Annotated in this window: 7 protein-coding genes; 1 reads left to right on the top strand and 6 read right to left on the bottom strand. The window is 56.9% G+C overall.

The features are described 5' to 3' along the window. Positions 1 to 19: 19 nt before the first annotated feature. From FH039_RS09140 to FH039_RS09125, 4 genes are all read right to left on the bottom strand, one after another. On the bottom strand, positions 20 to 9088 hold the full coding sequence (locus tag FH039_RS09140) for a PGF-pre-PGF domain-containing protein (RefSeq protein WP_139681063.1): 9069 nt from the start codon (positions 9086 to 9088) through the stop codon (positions 20 to 22). Further along, positions 9025 to 14088 carry an Ig-like domain-containing protein gene (locus tag FH039_RS09135; protein ID WP_139681062.1) on the bottom strand — a complete coding sequence of 1688 codons (5064 nt, stop codon included), beginning with the start codon at positions 14086 to 14088 and terminating at the stop codon, positions 9025 to 9027. Before FH039_RS09135 ends, FH039_RS09140 begins: the two co-directional genes overlap by 64 nt. Before the next feature lie 227 nt (positions 14089 to 14315). Further along, the gene (locus tag FH039_RS09130) at positions 14316 to 14615 is read right to left on the bottom strand and encodes a DUF3216 domain-containing protein (RefSeq protein WP_139681061.1); all 300 of its coding nucleotides are present in this window, start codon (positions 14613 to 14615) and stop codon (positions 14316 to 14318) included. Positions 14616 to 14627: 12 nt separating this feature from the next. After that, on the bottom strand, positions 14628 to 15386 hold the full coding sequence (locus FH039_RS09125) for a YchF/TatD family DNA exonuclease (RefSeq protein WP_139681060.1): 759 nt from the start codon (positions 15384 to 15386) through the stop codon (positions 14628 to 14630). Positions 15387 to 15459: 73 nt separating this feature from the next. Between FH039_RS09125 and FH039_RS09120 the strand changes: the two genes are divergently transcribed. Beyond that, positions 15460 to 16413 carry a DUF835 domain-containing protein gene (locus FH039_RS09120; protein ID WP_139681059.1) on the top strand — a complete coding sequence of 318 codons (954 nt, stop codon included), beginning with the start codon at positions 15460 to 15462 and terminating at the stop codon, positions 16411 to 16413. Here FH039_RS09120 and FH039_RS09115 read toward each other — a convergent pair whose 3' ends face one another. Then, positions 16414 to 16659 carry a DUF504 domain-containing protein gene (locus FH039_RS09115; protein WP_139681058.1) on the bottom strand — a complete coding sequence of 82 codons (246 nt, stop codon included), beginning with the start codon at positions 16657 to 16659 and terminating at the stop codon, positions 16414 to 16416. It abuts the gene before it with no gap. After that, positions 16659 to 17378: an MBL fold metallo-hydrolase gene (locus FH039_RS09110; RefSeq protein ID WP_139681057.1), complete on the bottom strand. Its 720-nt coding sequence runs from the start codon at positions 17376 to 17378 to the stop codon at positions 16659 to 16661. Before FH039_RS09110 ends, FH039_RS09115 begins: the two co-directional genes overlap by 1 nt. Positions 17379 to 17478 lie beyond the last annotated feature (100 nt).

The following is a 17478-nucleotide window of genomic DNA, read 5'->3' as shown; positions in this document are numbered from 1 at the left end:
CTTTCTTGGAAATTAAACCTTACCCCCTCCTGTACAGGTAAATCCCGACCAGCGCCAGGATTGCCAGCGCCGCGAGGAGGTAGTAGGGGGCGTTTCCCCTTTCCGGTGCCGGCGTTGTCTGGGACGGGCTTTCCTGGCTCCCGCTTTGGGTGGGCGTTTCCGTTTCCGTCTGGGTGGGCTCCTCCTGCGTTTCGACCTTTACCTTGCCCGCGACGGCGAAGAGGGAAAGCGATGGAACCTTGGCGCGGTAGTAAACGTACCTCCGATCCTCGCGCTCGAGGTTTGGTCTGTACTCCACCCAGCCGTTCTCGCGGTGGATTAGGAGAACCTCCTCCCGGCTTACGTTGTTCTCCCTCAGCCATTCCTTTGAGACCCTGAACTTTATCGTAACGTTCTCCACCGACCAGTTGGCCGGGTGGGTGACGTTAAAGAGCGCGTAGGTGACGTACCTGTATCCCTCCGGCGCTTCCACGCTTCCTGAGCGCTGATAAACGCCGAGAACTCCTCCCAGGTCGCTCAGGGCTTTGAAGCTCAGGAAGTATAGGTCCGTTCCGAATTCGAAGAAGCCCTGCAAGCCTTCTTTGAGGCTCACCAGGGCTCCATCGGTGGCATTTCTGACGAGAGGTCTTGAAACCACGCGGACGGGGAACCTCTCCTCGGCCTTCCCGCCGCCGTAGGTGCATTCCACCAGGAGCGAGTAGTTGCCTGGCTCAACGCCTGCTGTGGCCACAAAGTTCCCGGAACCGGAAACGTTGCCGAGCCTCCAGCTCAGCGAACACGGGGTTGAGGTATGGATAAACAGCTTCTCGCCCTCAATAACCTTCTCGGAGGATATCGTGATGTTGGGGCGTTCCTCGGTTCTGGATATCACCACACTTTCCTGGCCACTCCCGACGGTGACGTTCTCCCCCCTTACCTCCACGGTCGTCTCGTTGAGCGGAACCCCGAAGGAGGACCTGATTTCGACGTTGCGGTAGTAGCCTATCCTGACGATGCTCGCGCGGAGCGTGTCTCTGTTAACAGTAACGTTTAGGTGTATCTCCTCGTCCTCGGGCTGGGCGTTAACCGTGCCTTTAGCCCTCAGGAGGATAAGGTTGCCCTCCATGGAGACGCTCAGGCTGGAGATGCCCGAGAGATAGCTTCCCGCAAAGCCCTTTGCAACCTCCTCATCGCGGAACGCCGCTATAACGTACTTCGCCTTCTCCGGTGCCGGCTTGATGACCATCGTGAGGTTGCCGGTCATGTTTCCGTTTCTTCTCCCATCAAGCCTAACGGCCATCTCCTCGAGCGTCCCGTTGAAGAGCCTCCCCAGCGGAAGGCTCTGGGTCAGGGCAACGTAGCTGGCCCTGTAAACGTCCCTCTCGCCGAATGTCAGCGAGACGTTCCCCCTTCCCAGGCCTTCACCGCCGGAACCTCCGAAGACGAGCATCCCCTCACTTTCCTCGGCTCTAACGGTGTAGTTGCCGGGGGGATCGAGGACGTATATCACCTTCGAGCCTCCCTGGGGAGCCAGGACAACAGTGGCTACGAACTCCGAGATTTCCAGGGTCGTTGCGACTAAAGAAGCCACGCCCTTCTTGGTCTTTTTGAGCATTTTTTTCTGATCTGCAGGCTTCAGGCTCCTGAAGCTCTTGCTTTTCTTGAGCTCACTGAGAACCAGCTCCTTGGCGAGGGTTTTTGCGGCCTTTTTGCTGCCCATCGCAAACAGAGATGCCGCACCGCCGGCGCTCTCCCCGGCGTTCCCGTGGGCCACTCCGGCTCCAACCTGGTAGCTCGCCTTGATAACGTCGTACGTGGTCTTGTAGGTTTCCAGCTGGTCGAAGCTGAAGAGGACCTCAAAGAGGGTGTCGAGGAACAGGGTCTGCATGTCGTCGTCCATGACAACAGCCTTACCGAACTTCGCCAGAACGTCCATCTGCTCGTCGAAATCGAGCTCGTCGAGATGTTTGACCTTCTGGTAGTAGCTCCTGTCCATCCCGTAGTTCTCCTCCAGTCTGGCGAAGGTGTCGGTGTCAACGACCGCTATGACCGTTTCATTGCTCGAAACGAGGGCCTCGTCGGTTTCATTTTTCTGGGAGCCCTTGGCCAGGTCCGAGAACGTCTCCGATTCGCTCTGGAAGTCAACGGTGTCCGCCAGGTTCACCATCTTCAGGAGAACCTTTCCGGAGGTGACCGCTATGAGTTCAACGGGAACGTCAACCCCCAAAATGCCCAGGATGCCCTCTATTGCCGTGGCTATCACCTTGAACTCGTTCCCGATGAGGGACGGCTTGGTCCCGACTATCACCCGGTAGTGGGGAATCACCTTGTTGGGCTCGAGGCTGTCCTCTGCAACGGCCCTCATCGTGAAGCCCGGTGGAAGGAGGTTGTACCACTTCCATCCCTCCATCGCACCGAAGTAGCCGTAGGCGTAGTAGTCGTAGTAGACCTCGTCGTGGGTGTTGCGGAGCGTTAGGTACGTTTTGCCGTCCTTGACGGCCACCACCTTAATTTCCAGCGGGTTCAGGAAAACCGTCTGCGGAACGAAGGTCTTGTTGAGGGCCCTGACGGACCGTTTCTTGTAGTTCAGGCTCGGGCTGTAGTAAACGGTATCGTTGTTATCCCCTATGCCGTAGTAGAAGAGGGCGTTGGTGATATAAGGCCCGCTGTAGTTCACCGGGGGTATGAAAACCGGTGGCAGGTCGGTCCACCAGTCCATGTACAGGTCCATTGCAAGCCTGGTTTCGTCTATTCCCACCTCGCCAAAAAGGTTCGTTCCAGAGGAACCAGCGTCCTTCAATGCCGAGGAGCCTGGGAAGAGGTAGGCGCTCTTGCTCATCATACGGCCCGTCTCTCTGGACTTCTCGAGGATGTTGTCGTCAACGTCGATTATCTTCACGATGGCCTTGACGTCGCCCACGTTTTTGTAGCCGAAGTCGAAGTGGTGGCTCTCGGCCGCCTCGACCACGTCGTCGCCGTCCCCGTCGTAGGGCGGCTCCTGGTGGCAGTAGTCGGGATAGCTCTCGCAGTACGCCCTGCTGTACGCATACATGTTGTAGCTGGTTATCTCGAAGACTGGGCCGAGGGTGAAGCCAACAGTTATCTCCCTCTCGTCGAGCAGGTTGTTGTCGAGGTCGTAGAGCCTCACCGTCGCCTGGAACCGGTCGTACTGCGGCAGTTCGTCGGGCGTAGCCGTCCATGTGAGCGTCGTCCAGTCGTAGTCGACTATCGGTATGGCGGCGTAGAACACCCCGGAGGTGTTGGGCGGCAGGGCTATCCACTGATCCACCTTTCCGGTGTGGCTCTCGATGAACTCCGGCAGGTCTATCTCTATCCTGGCGGTACCGTTGAGGGAGCCGATGTTCTCCAGCCCAACGGTGATGTTGGCGAACCTGTCCGTGTATGGTAGCCATTCTGCGGGATACTCCGTTCCGTCCTCTAAGGTCTCGTATATCACCCGGTAGAGGGTGTAGATGTTGGTCGCGTTTCTGACCGTAACGTTGGTGATGACCAGCCTCCCGTTGTCGAAGTACACTCCCCTGAGACAGCTCAAAGTCCTCCCTCTGGAATCCGTTGCCCTGAATGCGAGGAGGCCCTTTCCTGTAAGGTTCATCCCTGCGGTGTCGAGAACCACGTAGTCGTCGTAGAGGCTTCCGTTCACGGTGGCGTTCAGTACGGTCGTCACGTTCCCATCGTGGACGACCCAGTACTCCACCCTCGACAGCCCGTTCCGTGAGGATGCCCTTCCCCTGAGGGTGATTACTCCCTGAACGGTGTTCCCCTCCATGGGCTCTATATCGAGGAAAGCCGAGAGAAGGTTTGAACCCCAGTCCTCCTCCGTCGTTCCTTCCCTGGCCACCAGGGCCCTCCAGGACATATCCAGGACGTCGTAGTTTTCCTCCACGTCGCCGCTCTCCGTGTACATCACGCCGGCGGAGTAGTTGAGGACCCGAACCGGGAGGTGCCCGCCCCAGTCTATTCCCATGAGGGACGGTGTCAGCCGGGTTTCCGAGGTTATGTAGACGTCCTTCTCGTTGATCAGGGAGTCGTTCCTTATTCCGAGACCGGTGGTGTCGTTGATGTAAAGGCCGAGTTCGTTGTTCTGGACGAGGTTGTAGTAAAAGCCAACCCCTCCGATGCTGTAGGGCTTCCCGTCGAAACGGGCGCCGAGGTCGTTGGACACGATCGTGTTGTGCCATATCGTGAGGTGGTTGCCTCTGTCGTAGCCGTATTCGTCGTCGCTCCCCATCCACTGGTGTATCCCGATTCCGTTGGAGTATATCACGTTGTTGCGGATTTCTCCGGTGACGTTTGACAGTTCAATGCCGATGTCGTTGTCCGTTATGTAGGAGCTTTCGATGTGAACAACCGAGCCCCTGGTGCTTATACCTATCCTGTTCCCGCTTATCTCGCTCCCGTTCACGGTGAGCTCGCCTATTGCCTTGATGCCCCGCTCGAAGTTCCTTATCGTGGAATCCCTGACGCTCACGTGCGACCAGTCCCGACCGGTGTCTATTCCGTTTCCGGAGCCGTTTCCTTCTAGTTCGGAGTTCTCAACGCTGAGCCTTCCGAGGACTTTGATTCCCCCGTGAACCTTGGAATCCGAGATGGAGACCCACGAGAGGTAGCCGAACTCAATATCCGCGTTCACGTCGTCCCTGGCGAATATCGCCCTCGTTCCGTAGCCTTTAACCTCTCCCCTGATGATGCTGTCGGTTATCCCCGCGACCCCGCTTTCCGTCTGCAGGGTTGCTTTAAAGGCCCCTATTGAGGTGTAGGGATACTCATCTGGCAGGGTCACCTTTACCGCTATCAGGTTCCTCCCGGGAACCAGGTAGGCCGCTATGTCAACTACGTTGGTGTGTGGAACGCCGTGAAGGCCGGTCCAGAAGTTCACCCGGTAGTCGGGGGTGTAATCTTCTTCGCTGACCACCTTTCTGCCGTTCACGTACACCTCAACCCTACCAACCGCGCTGTAGTAGAAAAGGGCCCTCAGGGGCATCTCTTCCACGTTTATCGTTCTCTTGAGGTAGAGCTCCGAAAACTCCCGAATCTCCGAGTACACCCCACTCCAGCCGAGGGGATCGTAGCTCCAGTCGGTAACGAAGGGACCATTCCCCTCGCTCATGCCGTCCGTCGAGGTTGAGCGATACCAGTCTGCGGAGGGGGTGCTCTTTGAGTAGTACCAGCTGCTCTCCTGCATTATGGGGTTCTCGGTGGATATCTCCTGCTCCATGGAATCTTCGTTCGAGCTAAGGCTGAGATATCCGTTTACAACGCTCCCCCTTATGAAGACCCACTTCGAGTTCGAGACGAGGGTGACGTTCTCAAGCCTGGAGTTGAGGAGACTCAGGTGCCCCTCCTCCGGGAATTCTACCCTGATGTTCCTCAAAACGCTCGCATCTTCGTCCAAATCGCTGGTGGCGGGCACTCCGTCGAGGTCTTCCATCTTGAAGGTTCCGTTCCCCAGGACGAGCGCGAGTCCTCCGTCAAGGGTATAGCTCCTCAGGGTCATGATTCCTTCAACGAGAAGGTCGGCGTTCCGAGCTTCCCCGCTTTTCATGAATGCCTCCGCGCCTTTTTCAACGTCTATCTCCAGGTTCGCTATCTCACCCGAAATGCTCCCGGTCACGTTGGTGTTCCTCAGCTCGAGGGTCTGGAGGTGGCTTGCCCGGAAGGCTTCATCGCCCGATACGGAGGAGTTTACGAGCGTCAGGGCTTTCCCCGCCATGTCCAGGGTGAAGGCGCTTCCCTCCGAGCTTATCCTGGAGTTTTCGAAGCGAACGGTTACCCCCGAAAGCTCAACGCCGCCTCCTTCGATGGTCACGTTGACGAACTCGACCTCCCCAAAAGCCGGGAAGACATCTACTTTTATCCCCGCCCCCCTGGGGCTGTCTATTTTGATGTTCCTGAAGGTCATCTCCAACGGAAGCCCGTCGAGGAGCCTTAACCCGTAGTCGCAATCAATGAAGCTCACGTTCTCGACGGTGACCGAGGAGGGGTTGACGAGCGTTAGCCCGCTTCCGCTCGTGAACATGGCGTTCCTCACGGTGACCTCCCAGTTTCCGCTCACGCCTCCCTCGACCGTGCTTTCCTCTATCTCAATCGGAGTCATGTCGAAGGAGAACTCCCCGGCCAGGAACGAGTCGATGGCCGTGAACGTTCCATCAGCAAGAGTTCCGCCACCCGTGCTCTTCAGGGCTGAGTCTTCGATGCTAACGCTGCCTCCGTAGCCTTCCAGCCTGCCGCCCTCTATCAGAGAGCCTTCAAGGACCCTGAGGGTGCCGTTCACTTCGACTTTTCTTCCCAAAACGTGAATCCTGCAGTTCCTCATCTCGAGGGAGCCGCTCGAAGTTATTAGAAGGCTCCCGTTCACTGTGTATTCTTTGTTTACGCAGTTCTGGGGCCCATCAACCACCCAGCTCCCGTTCACCGGTGGCCCGGTTATTCTGACCTTCACAGTGACCACCGTTGAAGCTCCGCACAGGTCAACTGCCTTTATCCGGACGACGTTGGTGCTGTAGGGGACGAGGTAGCTCGAGATGTCCATGCCGGCCGTGTACTCCATGTACTCCGCCCCGTTGATCGATATGTAAACCCCCTCAAGGTTGCCGTTCGGGTCGGTGGCCTCAACCACCGGAACGACGCTCTCGCCCGGCCGGTACTCTCCGTCGAGCTTTACCTTGAGGCTCGGCCTCTCGTTGCCCCGGCAGACCGTGAAAGCTGCTCCCCCAGACACCTCGTTTCCGCAGGGCCCCCTCGCGGTAATCTGGAGCTCCAGCGGTTCCTCCCCGCTAAGTATCCTCTCCAGGCTTTCGGGGTCTTTCTTTCCGAGATTCGGGAGAATCTCCCGGAGGTCGAGAACGTAGCTACCGGTTACGAGAAGCCTCTCGCCGACCCACCGGCTCGTGACGTTTGGCTCAAATGTTTCCTCCAGGCCAAGGTTACTCAGTGAATAGGAGTAACCCGATGGCATGGCGTTGGTGTCGAGGGTGAAGTTGATGGGTATGCGGAGCGTCATGTAGTTCATCTCAACCGAGTTCAGCTCAAGCCGGCAGTTCTCAAAGCACGGCCACAGAACGGTTAGGTGCCTCGTTGGTAGCGACCTGAAGTGCCCGTAGCCGTCCCCCACAACGGCGAAGAAGCTGTGCTCCCCGTTCAGGTGCCCGGAGAAGGTTTTCTCGCAGTAGTAGATGAGCTTCGTGTGGATGTGCCCCCTGTCGTCGACGTAGTTCCTCCACGCCGTCTTGACTTGGAGGTTGTAGTACTGGCCGTCCCACGAAAGGGCGCACGATGCAAAACTGTCCTCCGACTCTATCCGTATCTTTATCTCGTCAGTGTCCGGGGGCAGCTCGGTTCCATCGGGGGGAGTTGGGGGAACGTAGCCGGCGTTAAGGCTCGGATACGGTATCGTCACGACCTTCCACGTTGCATCGCCCCTGTTTCCATACCTGTCAACCGGAACGACCGAGATGTTGTAGGTCTCCCCGGGAGTGAGCGTGAGGGTTGTCCCGTCCCACAAGCCAGGGGCCGCCGAGAAGTTCCCTATAAGGCTTCCATCGAGCCACAGCTCCGTGTGGTTGAAGTCGTCGTCGCTCGGGTTGATCCACGCCACTTCCGCACCGCCCACGAACGTCGTGACGACGAGAACCTCTATTTTTGCCGGGGGAGTCGTGTCCCTCACGCGCAGGAAGAAGTACTTTCCGTAGGCCCCGTGCTCGAGGGCATCGTATATCGTGATGTAGTACATGACGTACGCTGGTTCGCTCGTGTTGAAAGGCACAAAGAAGGGAACCCCATCGGTGTAGTTCCCGGAGTAGAGCATCACCCAGCCGTTGTTGGGGTCGTTCGCGTCCGGGTTGAAGTAGACGTCGTAGTGGCCAGGGTGGGGCTCGGTGACGTTGATGAGCAGTCCGGCCCGGACTCCCCTCTCTGCGTGAGTCGAGTATATCCCGTCCCTCTCCCACTCAAGGGTGAGGTTTACGAACTGATCATGGACGATAGGAGGAGTGGTGTCGGTCTCGATGACCCTGGTTTCGCTGTGCCCAACGTTCCCGCTCTCATCCGTCCCGTAGGCCCTAAAAACATGCTCCCCGTCGGGAACCTGAAGGGTCAGGACCCATGCGGTCCCGCTGCCCTCCATCGTGTGGTTGCTCCCATCTATTTCAAGAACCGCCGCCGAGAGGTTCTCGTTGGCGGTGAGGTTGAAGGTGAGCCGTGACCTTCCCAAAATGGAGCCGTTCTCTGGGGTGGGTGGAATGAACCACACCTCTGGTGGGGTCGTGTCCACAACCCGGATGGTGAAGCCAAGGCTTGCCCCGTTTCCTGCCCCGTCCCGGGCTTCAACGGTGTAGGTCAGGTTTCCGGAGGATGATGTGTTTGGTTCGAGCTGAATCCCTTCCCCGCTGGAGTATTGCCCCTCTGCAATGACCTCGCCGTTTAGGATTATCCTGTAAAAGTCCGGGTGAGAATCGGTTATTACAACCGTTGCCCTGGTTTCTTCTCCCCTCTCCACGACCTCGGGGGCTTCTACGCTTATCTCCGGGGGGGCGGTATCTATCTCAAAGCTTGCCTCGGTGGTGGAGTTCGTGTTTCCGTGGACGTCTTCTCCCGTGGCCCTGAACGTGTGGAGGCCATCCGGCAGCTCCAGCGTGACCCACCAGTTTCTCCCCGAGCCCTGCATGGTGTATGGGACCCCGTCCAGTTCAAGAATGGCCTTTGAAAGCTCCTCGTTGGCGGTCAGGTTGAAGGTAACCCTCGACGTGTTAATCAGGGAACCGTTCTCCGGGGTTGGTTCCGTGAACATCAAAGCGGGAGGCGCTCTATCGGCTTCTCTGACCCTCATGAGCCACCAGAGGGTAACGTTGCCGTTCTTGTTCTCCGCCCTAACGCTGACGTTCCAATTGCCCGGTATCAGGCTTGAGTTGGAGTACATGGAAATTGAGGTTTCCTCGCTGAGGGTGGGGCTTCCGTTCACCGACCACGTAACGTTGGCGATCTGGTTTAGGCTTATCTCAAAAGTTGCCGTTTCGTTGGCCAGGATTGCTATTTCTTGGCTTTCCGGGGAGAATGCCAGAAGGCTGAGGGGTTCTCTGACGATGAGGCACATGGGGGAGTCAGGTTCTCATGATTCAGTTCATCCAGCGCCCGGATCCTTGCGCAGTAGACACCTGGAGTGAGGCCTCCGGTATCCACGGTGAAGTTGGCCCAGTCCGAGTACTCCACCTCTCCGGCGACCTCCCACGAGCCGCTCTCGTTGGTCTCAAGAAACGCCCTCCACGGATGCTCCTCGCCCCAGAGGGAGTACGCTGTAACTTTACTGCCCCTCACGACCGAATACTCGCTCAGCCCGTACCGCAGGTAGGCCGGGGCCGTGGTGTCGATCTCAAACGTTTCGAGCGGGGTCTCGTTTTCATTACCGTGCTCGTCCCTTCCGTCCGCATAAAACACGTGCACGCCGTCTTCAAGGGTGATTGAGGCGCTCCACTCGTATCCGGAGCCGGTGAGTGAGTACCTGACACCGTCTATGTAAAGAGAAGCCGATGCCAGGGGCTCGTTGGAGGTCAGGACGAAGTGAACGGTGGAGCAGCCAAGGAGTGAACCGTTTTCGGGGGTTGGTTCAATGAACCACATCATGGGGGGCGTTGTGTCCACTACCTCAACCGTAAAATTCCTTTCGCTGCCGTGCCCGAGAACGTCCGTGGCATAGACGTGGTAGGTCAGGTTGCCGGTCTTTGACGTGTTTATCGGAACGTATATGGGGTTGCCGCTCGCGTAGGTGCCGTTTGCTATCGTCCTTCCGTTGAGCCTCACCTCGTATCTGTCGGGAGCGGCATCGGTGATGACCACCCTTGCCTCGGCCTCGGAGTTCATCTCCACCTTCGAGGGAACGCTCACTTCGATATCCGGCGGGGTTAAGTCTACCTTGAACCTCACCTCCCCGGTGGAGTTCGTGTTTCCAGCAACGTCGCTCCCGTAGGCTCTGAAGTGGTGGTCCCCCTCGGACAGCTCCATCTCGAGCCACCAGTTTTTCCCGTCCACGTTACTGCTCATCGTGTGGTTCTCCCCATCGAGTTCAAGGACCGCCCATGAAAGCTCCTCGTTTGAGGTGAGGTTGAACACCACCTCGGAACGCCCAACGAGCCCTCCGTTCTCCGGGGTTGGCTCCACGAAAACAAGCCTTGGAGGTGTGGTGTCCTCGTTTCCAACCCTCATGAGCCACCAGTGGCTTATCATCTCCTCGCCGACCCTCGCCACAACGCTCACGTTCCAGATTCCGGGAATGAGACTTGAGTTCGAGTACGTCGAGGAACTCCCCTCCTCCCTCAGGACCTCGCTTTCGTTCACGTACCACGTCACGTTGGCCTCCCTGCTCAGCTCCACCGAGAAATCAGCGGTCTCGTCGCTTCCTAAGGTTACCTCCTCCGCCTCCGGCGAGAACGAGACGATTCTCAGCGGCTCGACCACCCTGAAGCAGAGGGTTTCCGTCTCGTTCTCGTTCCCGAAGGTGTCGTTCGCCTCGATGTACCAGCAGAGGGTCTTTCCGGCGAAGCTTTCATCGGTCTGTATGGTGTGGTTGCTCCAGCCGTTGGAGGGCTCGAGCGGAATCTCGACCCACTCAAAGCCCTCGCTCGCGTTCGTCCACATAACAGCACTGTCGAGGTGAGAGTCGCTCCAGAGTGCGAAGACTTCAACGCTCTCTCCAGCTATTACCCTCTCGCTCTCCTGCCCGGCCTCGAGAACCCTGGGTGGAGTGGCGTCTATCTCCACGGTTCTCTCCTCGGTGGAGTTGGTTAGATCCCCCGATGAGCCGTAAACGCGGAAGGTGTAGGTTCCGTCCGGCAGGTTCTCCTTTGAAACCCACCAGTTCGTCCCTTCGCCGCTCATGCTCTCGTTGACGCCGTTCCACTCCAGCGTTGCCCCGTCAAGCTCCATCGAGGACGTGACGTTTATCGTTACCGTCCTGACGTTCAGCATGGCCCGGGTTTCAGGCGTCGGGGGAACGAACTCTAAGCTAAGGCTCGGCCTCGGATAGACGTACCAGACCCAGCTCCAGCTCGCGCTCCCGTTGGCGTTCTGAACAATGGCTGTAACGCCGTATTCACCGGCTTTAGGCGTGGAGTTCGTGTAGGTCGAGGTGAAGACGTTCTCCTCCGAGAAAACCTCCCTCTCACCGACGTACCAGGTAACGTTTACGAGCTGGTCTGCAGTAATTGAGAAGCTCACTTCCTGCCCCTCGTAGCTCTCAACGGGACTCTCCGGGGAGTGCGAGATTATCTCCGGGGGCGCGTACACCTCGAAACAGTAAACCGGTGTGGTGTTTTCGTGGTTCAAGGCATCGTAGCCCGTTATCCTCCAGCAGTAGAGGCCCGGCTCGTCGAGGGTTACCGAGAAGTTGCTCCAGCCCTCCGTTCCCTCAAAGGTTACCTCATCGAAGTCCTCCCAGGAGCCGGTTACGTTCGTGTAGAGGACCGCTCCGGCAAGATGGGGGTCGCTCCAGAGGGCATGGATATTGACCGTTCCTCCCTGTGGGATTCCATCCCTGTCTTGGCCAACGCTTGAATACTTAGGGGCCTTCGTATCAACCTCAAAGCTCCTCTTCTCGCTCGTCCTGGTGTTCCCGGCCAGGTCCCGGCCGTAGGCTCTAAAGGTGTGGACTCCATCGGCGACGTCCGTCTCGTAACTCCACTCCTTTCCCGAACCGGTCATCGTGTGGTTTACCCCGTCAAGCTCGATGGTTGCTGAGCTGAGGTTCTCGTTCGAAGTGAGGTTGAAGATCACGTGCGATTGCTCGATCAGGGAGCCATTCCCCGGCGTCGGCTCGGCGAACGTGAGAACCGGTGGGGTAACATCATTCTCCTCCTGGGCGAGCGGCGCGAAGATCCCCGATTGCGTGAGGTTCGCCCCAACGAGGTTCTTCGAGGCCTCGAGCTGGTGGTCAGAGGTTCCCTCGAGAGTCCAGCCCTCGATGAAGCGCCACACCTGGAGGGTGTCCTCCTGAAGACCTGTTAGGGCATCATCCTCGTAGTAGAACGCCAGCCAGAGCCACGAGTCCATCTCGGCCTCGAGATACTCCCCGACGTCCCCGTAGCCTTCTGGCGGTGCGGGTCTCTCCTCCTGGGAAACGCCCCGTATCATGCAGTCCCCGGGGCAGGTAATCTCGGTGAGAACGCCGTTTATCCTGTTCCCGTTGAGCGAGCCCCTGAACTCTGCAACGACGTTTATCGCCCAGGCGCTGGCCTCGCTTAAGTTGGTGGTCAGGTTGTTGGCGTTGATGGAGGAATCTCCCGCGAGGTATAGATAGAGGGCGTAACCCCCGTTCTCAGCAACCCCGTCTATGGAAACCACGTTGTCGTAGACATCGGATGAAGTGTAAAAGACCTCTATTCCATCGGCGCTGTCCCCCATGACGGTCACCGTGTTTCCGTTGACGGTGCTCTCCTTCTCTTCCTCGTAGACGTAGATTCCGATCCCCTGGAAGCCTGAGACGCTTATCTCGTTGTTCCTCACGGCGTTGTTGCCACCGTAGCTGAGGTAAACACCATAACGGACGGTCTCGCTGGTTTCGGTCACGATTATCGCGTTCCCCTCGACGGTGCAGTTCCCAACCCCGTCGATCCAGACGCCGATGTTAGAAACGGATGAGTTTATGGTGAACCCCCTCAGCGTAACGTTGTCCGAACTCACGTAGAAGACCGGCTTCATTCCGTTGTCCCATTCCTCTCCATCGCCGCGAACCTCGGCTCCCTCGTCTGTCTCCACCGTGAGGGATTTGTCTATCTCAACGCTCTCCGGATACGTCCCGGAGAGGACTATCACCGTCCCCCCTTCGAGTGCAGCCTTTACGCCGTCCTGGAGCGGCGTCTCGCTCGGGTTAAAGCTACTCCCTTCGTACCACCAGCCGCTCTCGTTGACGTAGACGGTTTCAGAGGGGGTGAGCGTGGTTGTCGTGTCGTTCACCCACGTGGTGTTCACGTTTCCGGCGTAGTCCCTTGTAAGGATTCCAATGGTGTGAGTCTCGCCGGGCGAAAGCTCCTCGAGCCACCATTCGCCCTCTTCAGTCTCGCCCTGGAACTTACCGTCGATGTACACCAGCGCCGTTTCAAAGTCTTCATCACTCGGGTTGTCCCACGTCCAGTGGATGTAATCGGCCCCAACCTCGTGGGTCAGGTTTTCCACCGTTCCCGGAGGGGTCGTATCAACGTAGAAATTCACCCTCGCCTCGGCCCTCTCGTCTCCGGCCAAGGCGTACACCACGAGGAGATTTTCTCCTTCCTCGGCAGTTATCGTGGTGTTGGGCTCGAACGTAACGTTCTCCCCGCCGTTGAGGGAGTAGCGCCACTCATCAACGGGCTTGTTGGCGGTGACGTTGAGGTCTATTGTGGAGGTGTTGTAGGTTCTTTCTTCCGGCGAGGTGATCGCTATCTTCAGCCCCTCCGGAGCGGCCGGCTCGTATGCCACGGTGATGTTGTCGAAGTAGATGTATGAGAACGTTGGAGTATCATCCCATCCGCCTATAAGAAGCTGGAAGTTGGTGGTGTTCTCCATGACGCTCGTTGGTACAGTCTTGATGAGACTTCCACTCTCCCAGTACTCGAACCTGTCCCTGTAGAGAACGACTTTGAATGGAACGTAACTCCGGGGTATTGTCCTGTAGTCCGTTATCGAGCCCTCTGGCCGGTCGTAAGTTATCTTGTCCGAGGGCCAGCTCACATAGCGCACACCCATGTAGTTTCCTGTGTCGGCATCATGGATTCTAAACCACATCTCAGCGGTTCCAGGGTTTGTAAACTTCCAGCTCCCTGAAAAAACAATGTAGCTCCAGTCGTTTATGTTTATGGTGGTGCTCCTGAGAAAAGAGTGCTCTGTTGTGTAGCTTCCTGTTCTGCTACCCTTTGTTATGAACTGCGCCTCCCCGTTGGCCTCTGTGTAGCTGTTTCCACTCCCCACAACGTCCTCCGTCCATTTGGTTGTGTCGAGGCTGTTGTCGTTGAAGTCGTCGTAAAAAACGATGTTTTCTTTTGCGCTGACAGAAGAAAATCCGACGAATCCAACGTTTAGGTAAGAACTAAGAAGGAGATAAATCAGAAACACAACCCGCTTTCTCATTTTCTCACCCTCTTGGAGAAGAGACCCTAGCTGTGGGGGGAGATGGTAATGTGATTCGAGGGGCCATGATTGGAGGCAACAGTTAGGGCCCCTCCCGTATGTGAATATGTATGCTTCATATAACGAGTTTAAGGTATAATAGGCTTTTGGTGTGGCTGCGAAATGCTGGAAAATATACAACAGGGCATTTTGGGGCGTATGCGGCCTTCGGTGCGCATCTTCCCTGCCTATAACTCACCGAGGTTGCTCATCTTCGGCTTCCTGAAGAGCTCATCCAGCTCCGCCCTTCTGGCTCTTACCCGCTCGTGGAGCCTGGCCACGCGCTCGTCACCGGGGTATTTCATCCTCAGGGTCGTGGTTATGCCCTCCAGGAAACCGAGTATCGAGACTTTAATGAAGTCCTCCCCTTTCTTGCTCTCCAGCCCCTCGTTTAGGGCCACGAACGAATCGAGCCTCGTTATTAGGGCATTCTCCCCAAGCTCCTCCAGCAGGTTCCTAACCTCAGTCACCTCGGGCACATCGATCATCCTGCCATCACCTCAGGGCTTCAAATTGAAGAACCTCACCGCGTTCCTCTCGGTGACCATCTCGACCTCCTCGAACCCCAGTCCCTTAAGCTTTGCCACCTCTTCAATGGCAACGCGGACGTTGCATGGTCTGTTTCTATCCCCCTTGATGGGGCTCATGTAGGGAGCGTCCGTTTCCACCATAATGTTCTCGATTTCAAGGGCCTTCGCGGCTGCCTTGACTTCAGGGATGAAGACTATCCCCGTGTTTATCCCGAGGGGATGTCCGTTCTCCGCTATCTCCCTCGCCAGCTCAACGCTTCCCGCGAAGGAGTGGAAGTACGCCCTAACGCCAGCTCTCTGGACGAGTTCAAAGGCCTCTTTTTCAGCTTCTCTCGCGTGTATCACGACGGGGAGGTCAAGCTCCAAAGCGAGTTCGAGGAAGTGCCTGAATATCTCCCTCTGGTTCTCCCTCTGCCTTTCGTTTTCCGCGTAGTGATAGTCGAGTCCTATCTCCCCTATCGCCACTATCTCGTCCCTGTGGTCCAGTATGAACTCCTCAACCCGCTTCACCTTCTCCCAGTTGCCCCTCCTCGCTTCGTTGGGATGGTAGCCGAGCGTTGGGAAGATGAAGCCGAAATGGGGTCTTAGTAGCTCCCAGCTCTTCCAGACGTGGGCTTTTCTGTACTCGGTTATCGAGTCCACGACGGCTTTAAGCTCCTCCCTGCACTCTTCTATCATACGCGGTGCGTCCTTTTTGTAAAACTCGAAGTGGGCGTGGGCGTCAATCATGGATACACGTTCAGTCGGTTGGTAGAAAAGCTTTTTTGTTGCTTTGTGCTACCAAATTTCAGGATGGTGTGATATGAAGCCCGAACTGAAGAAGTATCTTGAAACCGTTGTGAACGCTCTTCGGGACAAGAATCCGAGGGAGATACTGAGCTATGCGATATTCAACGAACTTGAGGAGGTCGAGTATTACCGAAAGCTCGCCGAGAGGGCCAGGAGGGAAAGCATAAGGGTGCTCTTCATCCAGATGGCCGATGAGAGTGTGGAGCACTACGAGACCCTCATGTCCCTCTTCAGGAAGCTCTATCCTGGAGAGGAGCCGGTTAAGGTCGAGGCGCCGCCCGTTGAGGTGGCGCCATTCTACCCTGAGTTCGAGACCGTGGACGATTATCTTGCCGCACTTGAGTACTGTATGGAGAGCGAGCTGTTTGCCAAGGAGACCTATGAAATACTTGCTCAGAAGGCTCTAAACGAGGATTCCAGGGCACTCTTTGCCCAGCTCGCACTTATGGAAGAGGGTCACTATCAGAGACTCAAGAAGGCCTACGAACTTCTGGCGGGATTTACCTCCAGGAACCAGGTTCCGGAAGACCTGAGGCCAGGTGGGTATCTGTTCTCCGATGAGGTGAAGGCCAGGTACGTTTTCCTCGACCTTCTGTCCAAGGGTAAGAGGGCCATGGTAATCTCCAGGGAACATCCTGAGAAGCTTAAAGAGTGGTTCAAGAGTGGGGACATGGACATAATATGGCTTAGCTCCGCCCCTGTGAAAAATGCCTTGACACCTAACACCTTCGTTTCATCCAAACCTGCACTCTATGAGGTTCTCCAGGAGGGCAACGTCCTCATGCTCGTCGAAGACTGTGAGTACATAGCCCTTCACGTCGGTTTTACGGAGCTTATGAAAACCCTCTCGACCCTTCGAGACGTGGCTATGACTGCCGGCTCCTACCTCCTGATACAGGCCAATCCAGACGCCTTTGAAAGAAAGGAGTGGGCGCTCCTCACCTCGGAGCTCATGGAGGTCTCCTGATCAGAGTTTCCTCGTCTCCCATATTACCTTCCCATCTTTTCTAACGACCTTCAGGATGCGGTGGTACGGTATCTGAGCATCTCCGACGAAGAAGTAGCCGTGACCGAGCTCTATCATCTCAACGGGGATTTTCTTGACGTCACCGTAGGCACCGCGGTGCTCGATTACGACGTAGTAGTCGTTCTCATTTTCCCGCGGATCGTATTTGAGCTTCGCCAGAACCTCCTTCACAGAACCTTTCCGCATCAGAGCCACCCCAGGATTTCGTCGATGTTCTCTCCCCACTCCTTTATGACCCAGCCGTGCCCAGGAAGGCCGAAGTCAACGTCGTAATCCCTGAGCCTCTCGAGGCTCTCCTGGAGTTTCCACCCGTTTCCGGTTGGCAAATCGGTCCTGCCAACGGTTCCCCTGAACACCGTGTCTCCGGTGAACATTATCCTCGTCTCTCCATCGTCCAAGTAGAGGCAGGAGCTTCCGGCGGTGTGGCCGGGCGTGTGGATCAGCTCAAGCTCCAGGGAGCCGATTTTAAGCACGTCTCCATCCTTCAGGTGAATGTCAACCTTCTGCGGTTCGAACCTCCTCCCGTAGGAATATGCCAGGATCACGTAGTCGTCCCCCTTCTCCAGTGTTTTTGCCGTCGTTTCGTGGGCGGCGAAGAGGACCTCGACTCCCCTATCTTCGAGCCATCTCTTTAGCACCGCGTTCCCGCCAACGTGGTCGAAGTGTTCGTGGGTGTTGAATATCGTGACCCTCTCAACGCCGTTGAGGAGGCCTTCCCTCTCCCAGATTTCGGCGTAGACGTGCCAGTTAACGCCGGTCCCGGTGTCCACTATGAGGGCATCCCCACCGTCCCTCACCAGGTAAACGTTCGAGTCCCAGCCTACGCCCCTGAGCATTACGGTATGTGGAGGAACCTCAACCGGCACTATATTTCTGGGAAACTCCTCGATGGAGCTTATCCTCACGCTTTCACCTCCAAAAGGGGCTCGAGGAGGACCGCCTCCTCATACGGGGAGCAAACCCCGTCGGGAGGGGTTAAACTCTTCATCGCCCCATCGGCTTACG

The organism is Thermococcus indicus, from assembly GCF_006274605.1.
Lineage (GTDB): Archaea > Methanobacteriota_B > Thermococci > Thermococcales > Thermococcaceae > Thermococcus > Thermococcus indicus.
The sequence above is the reverse complement of the archived record's forward strand: the minus strand, read 5'-3'. Positions and strand labels throughout refer to the sequence as shown.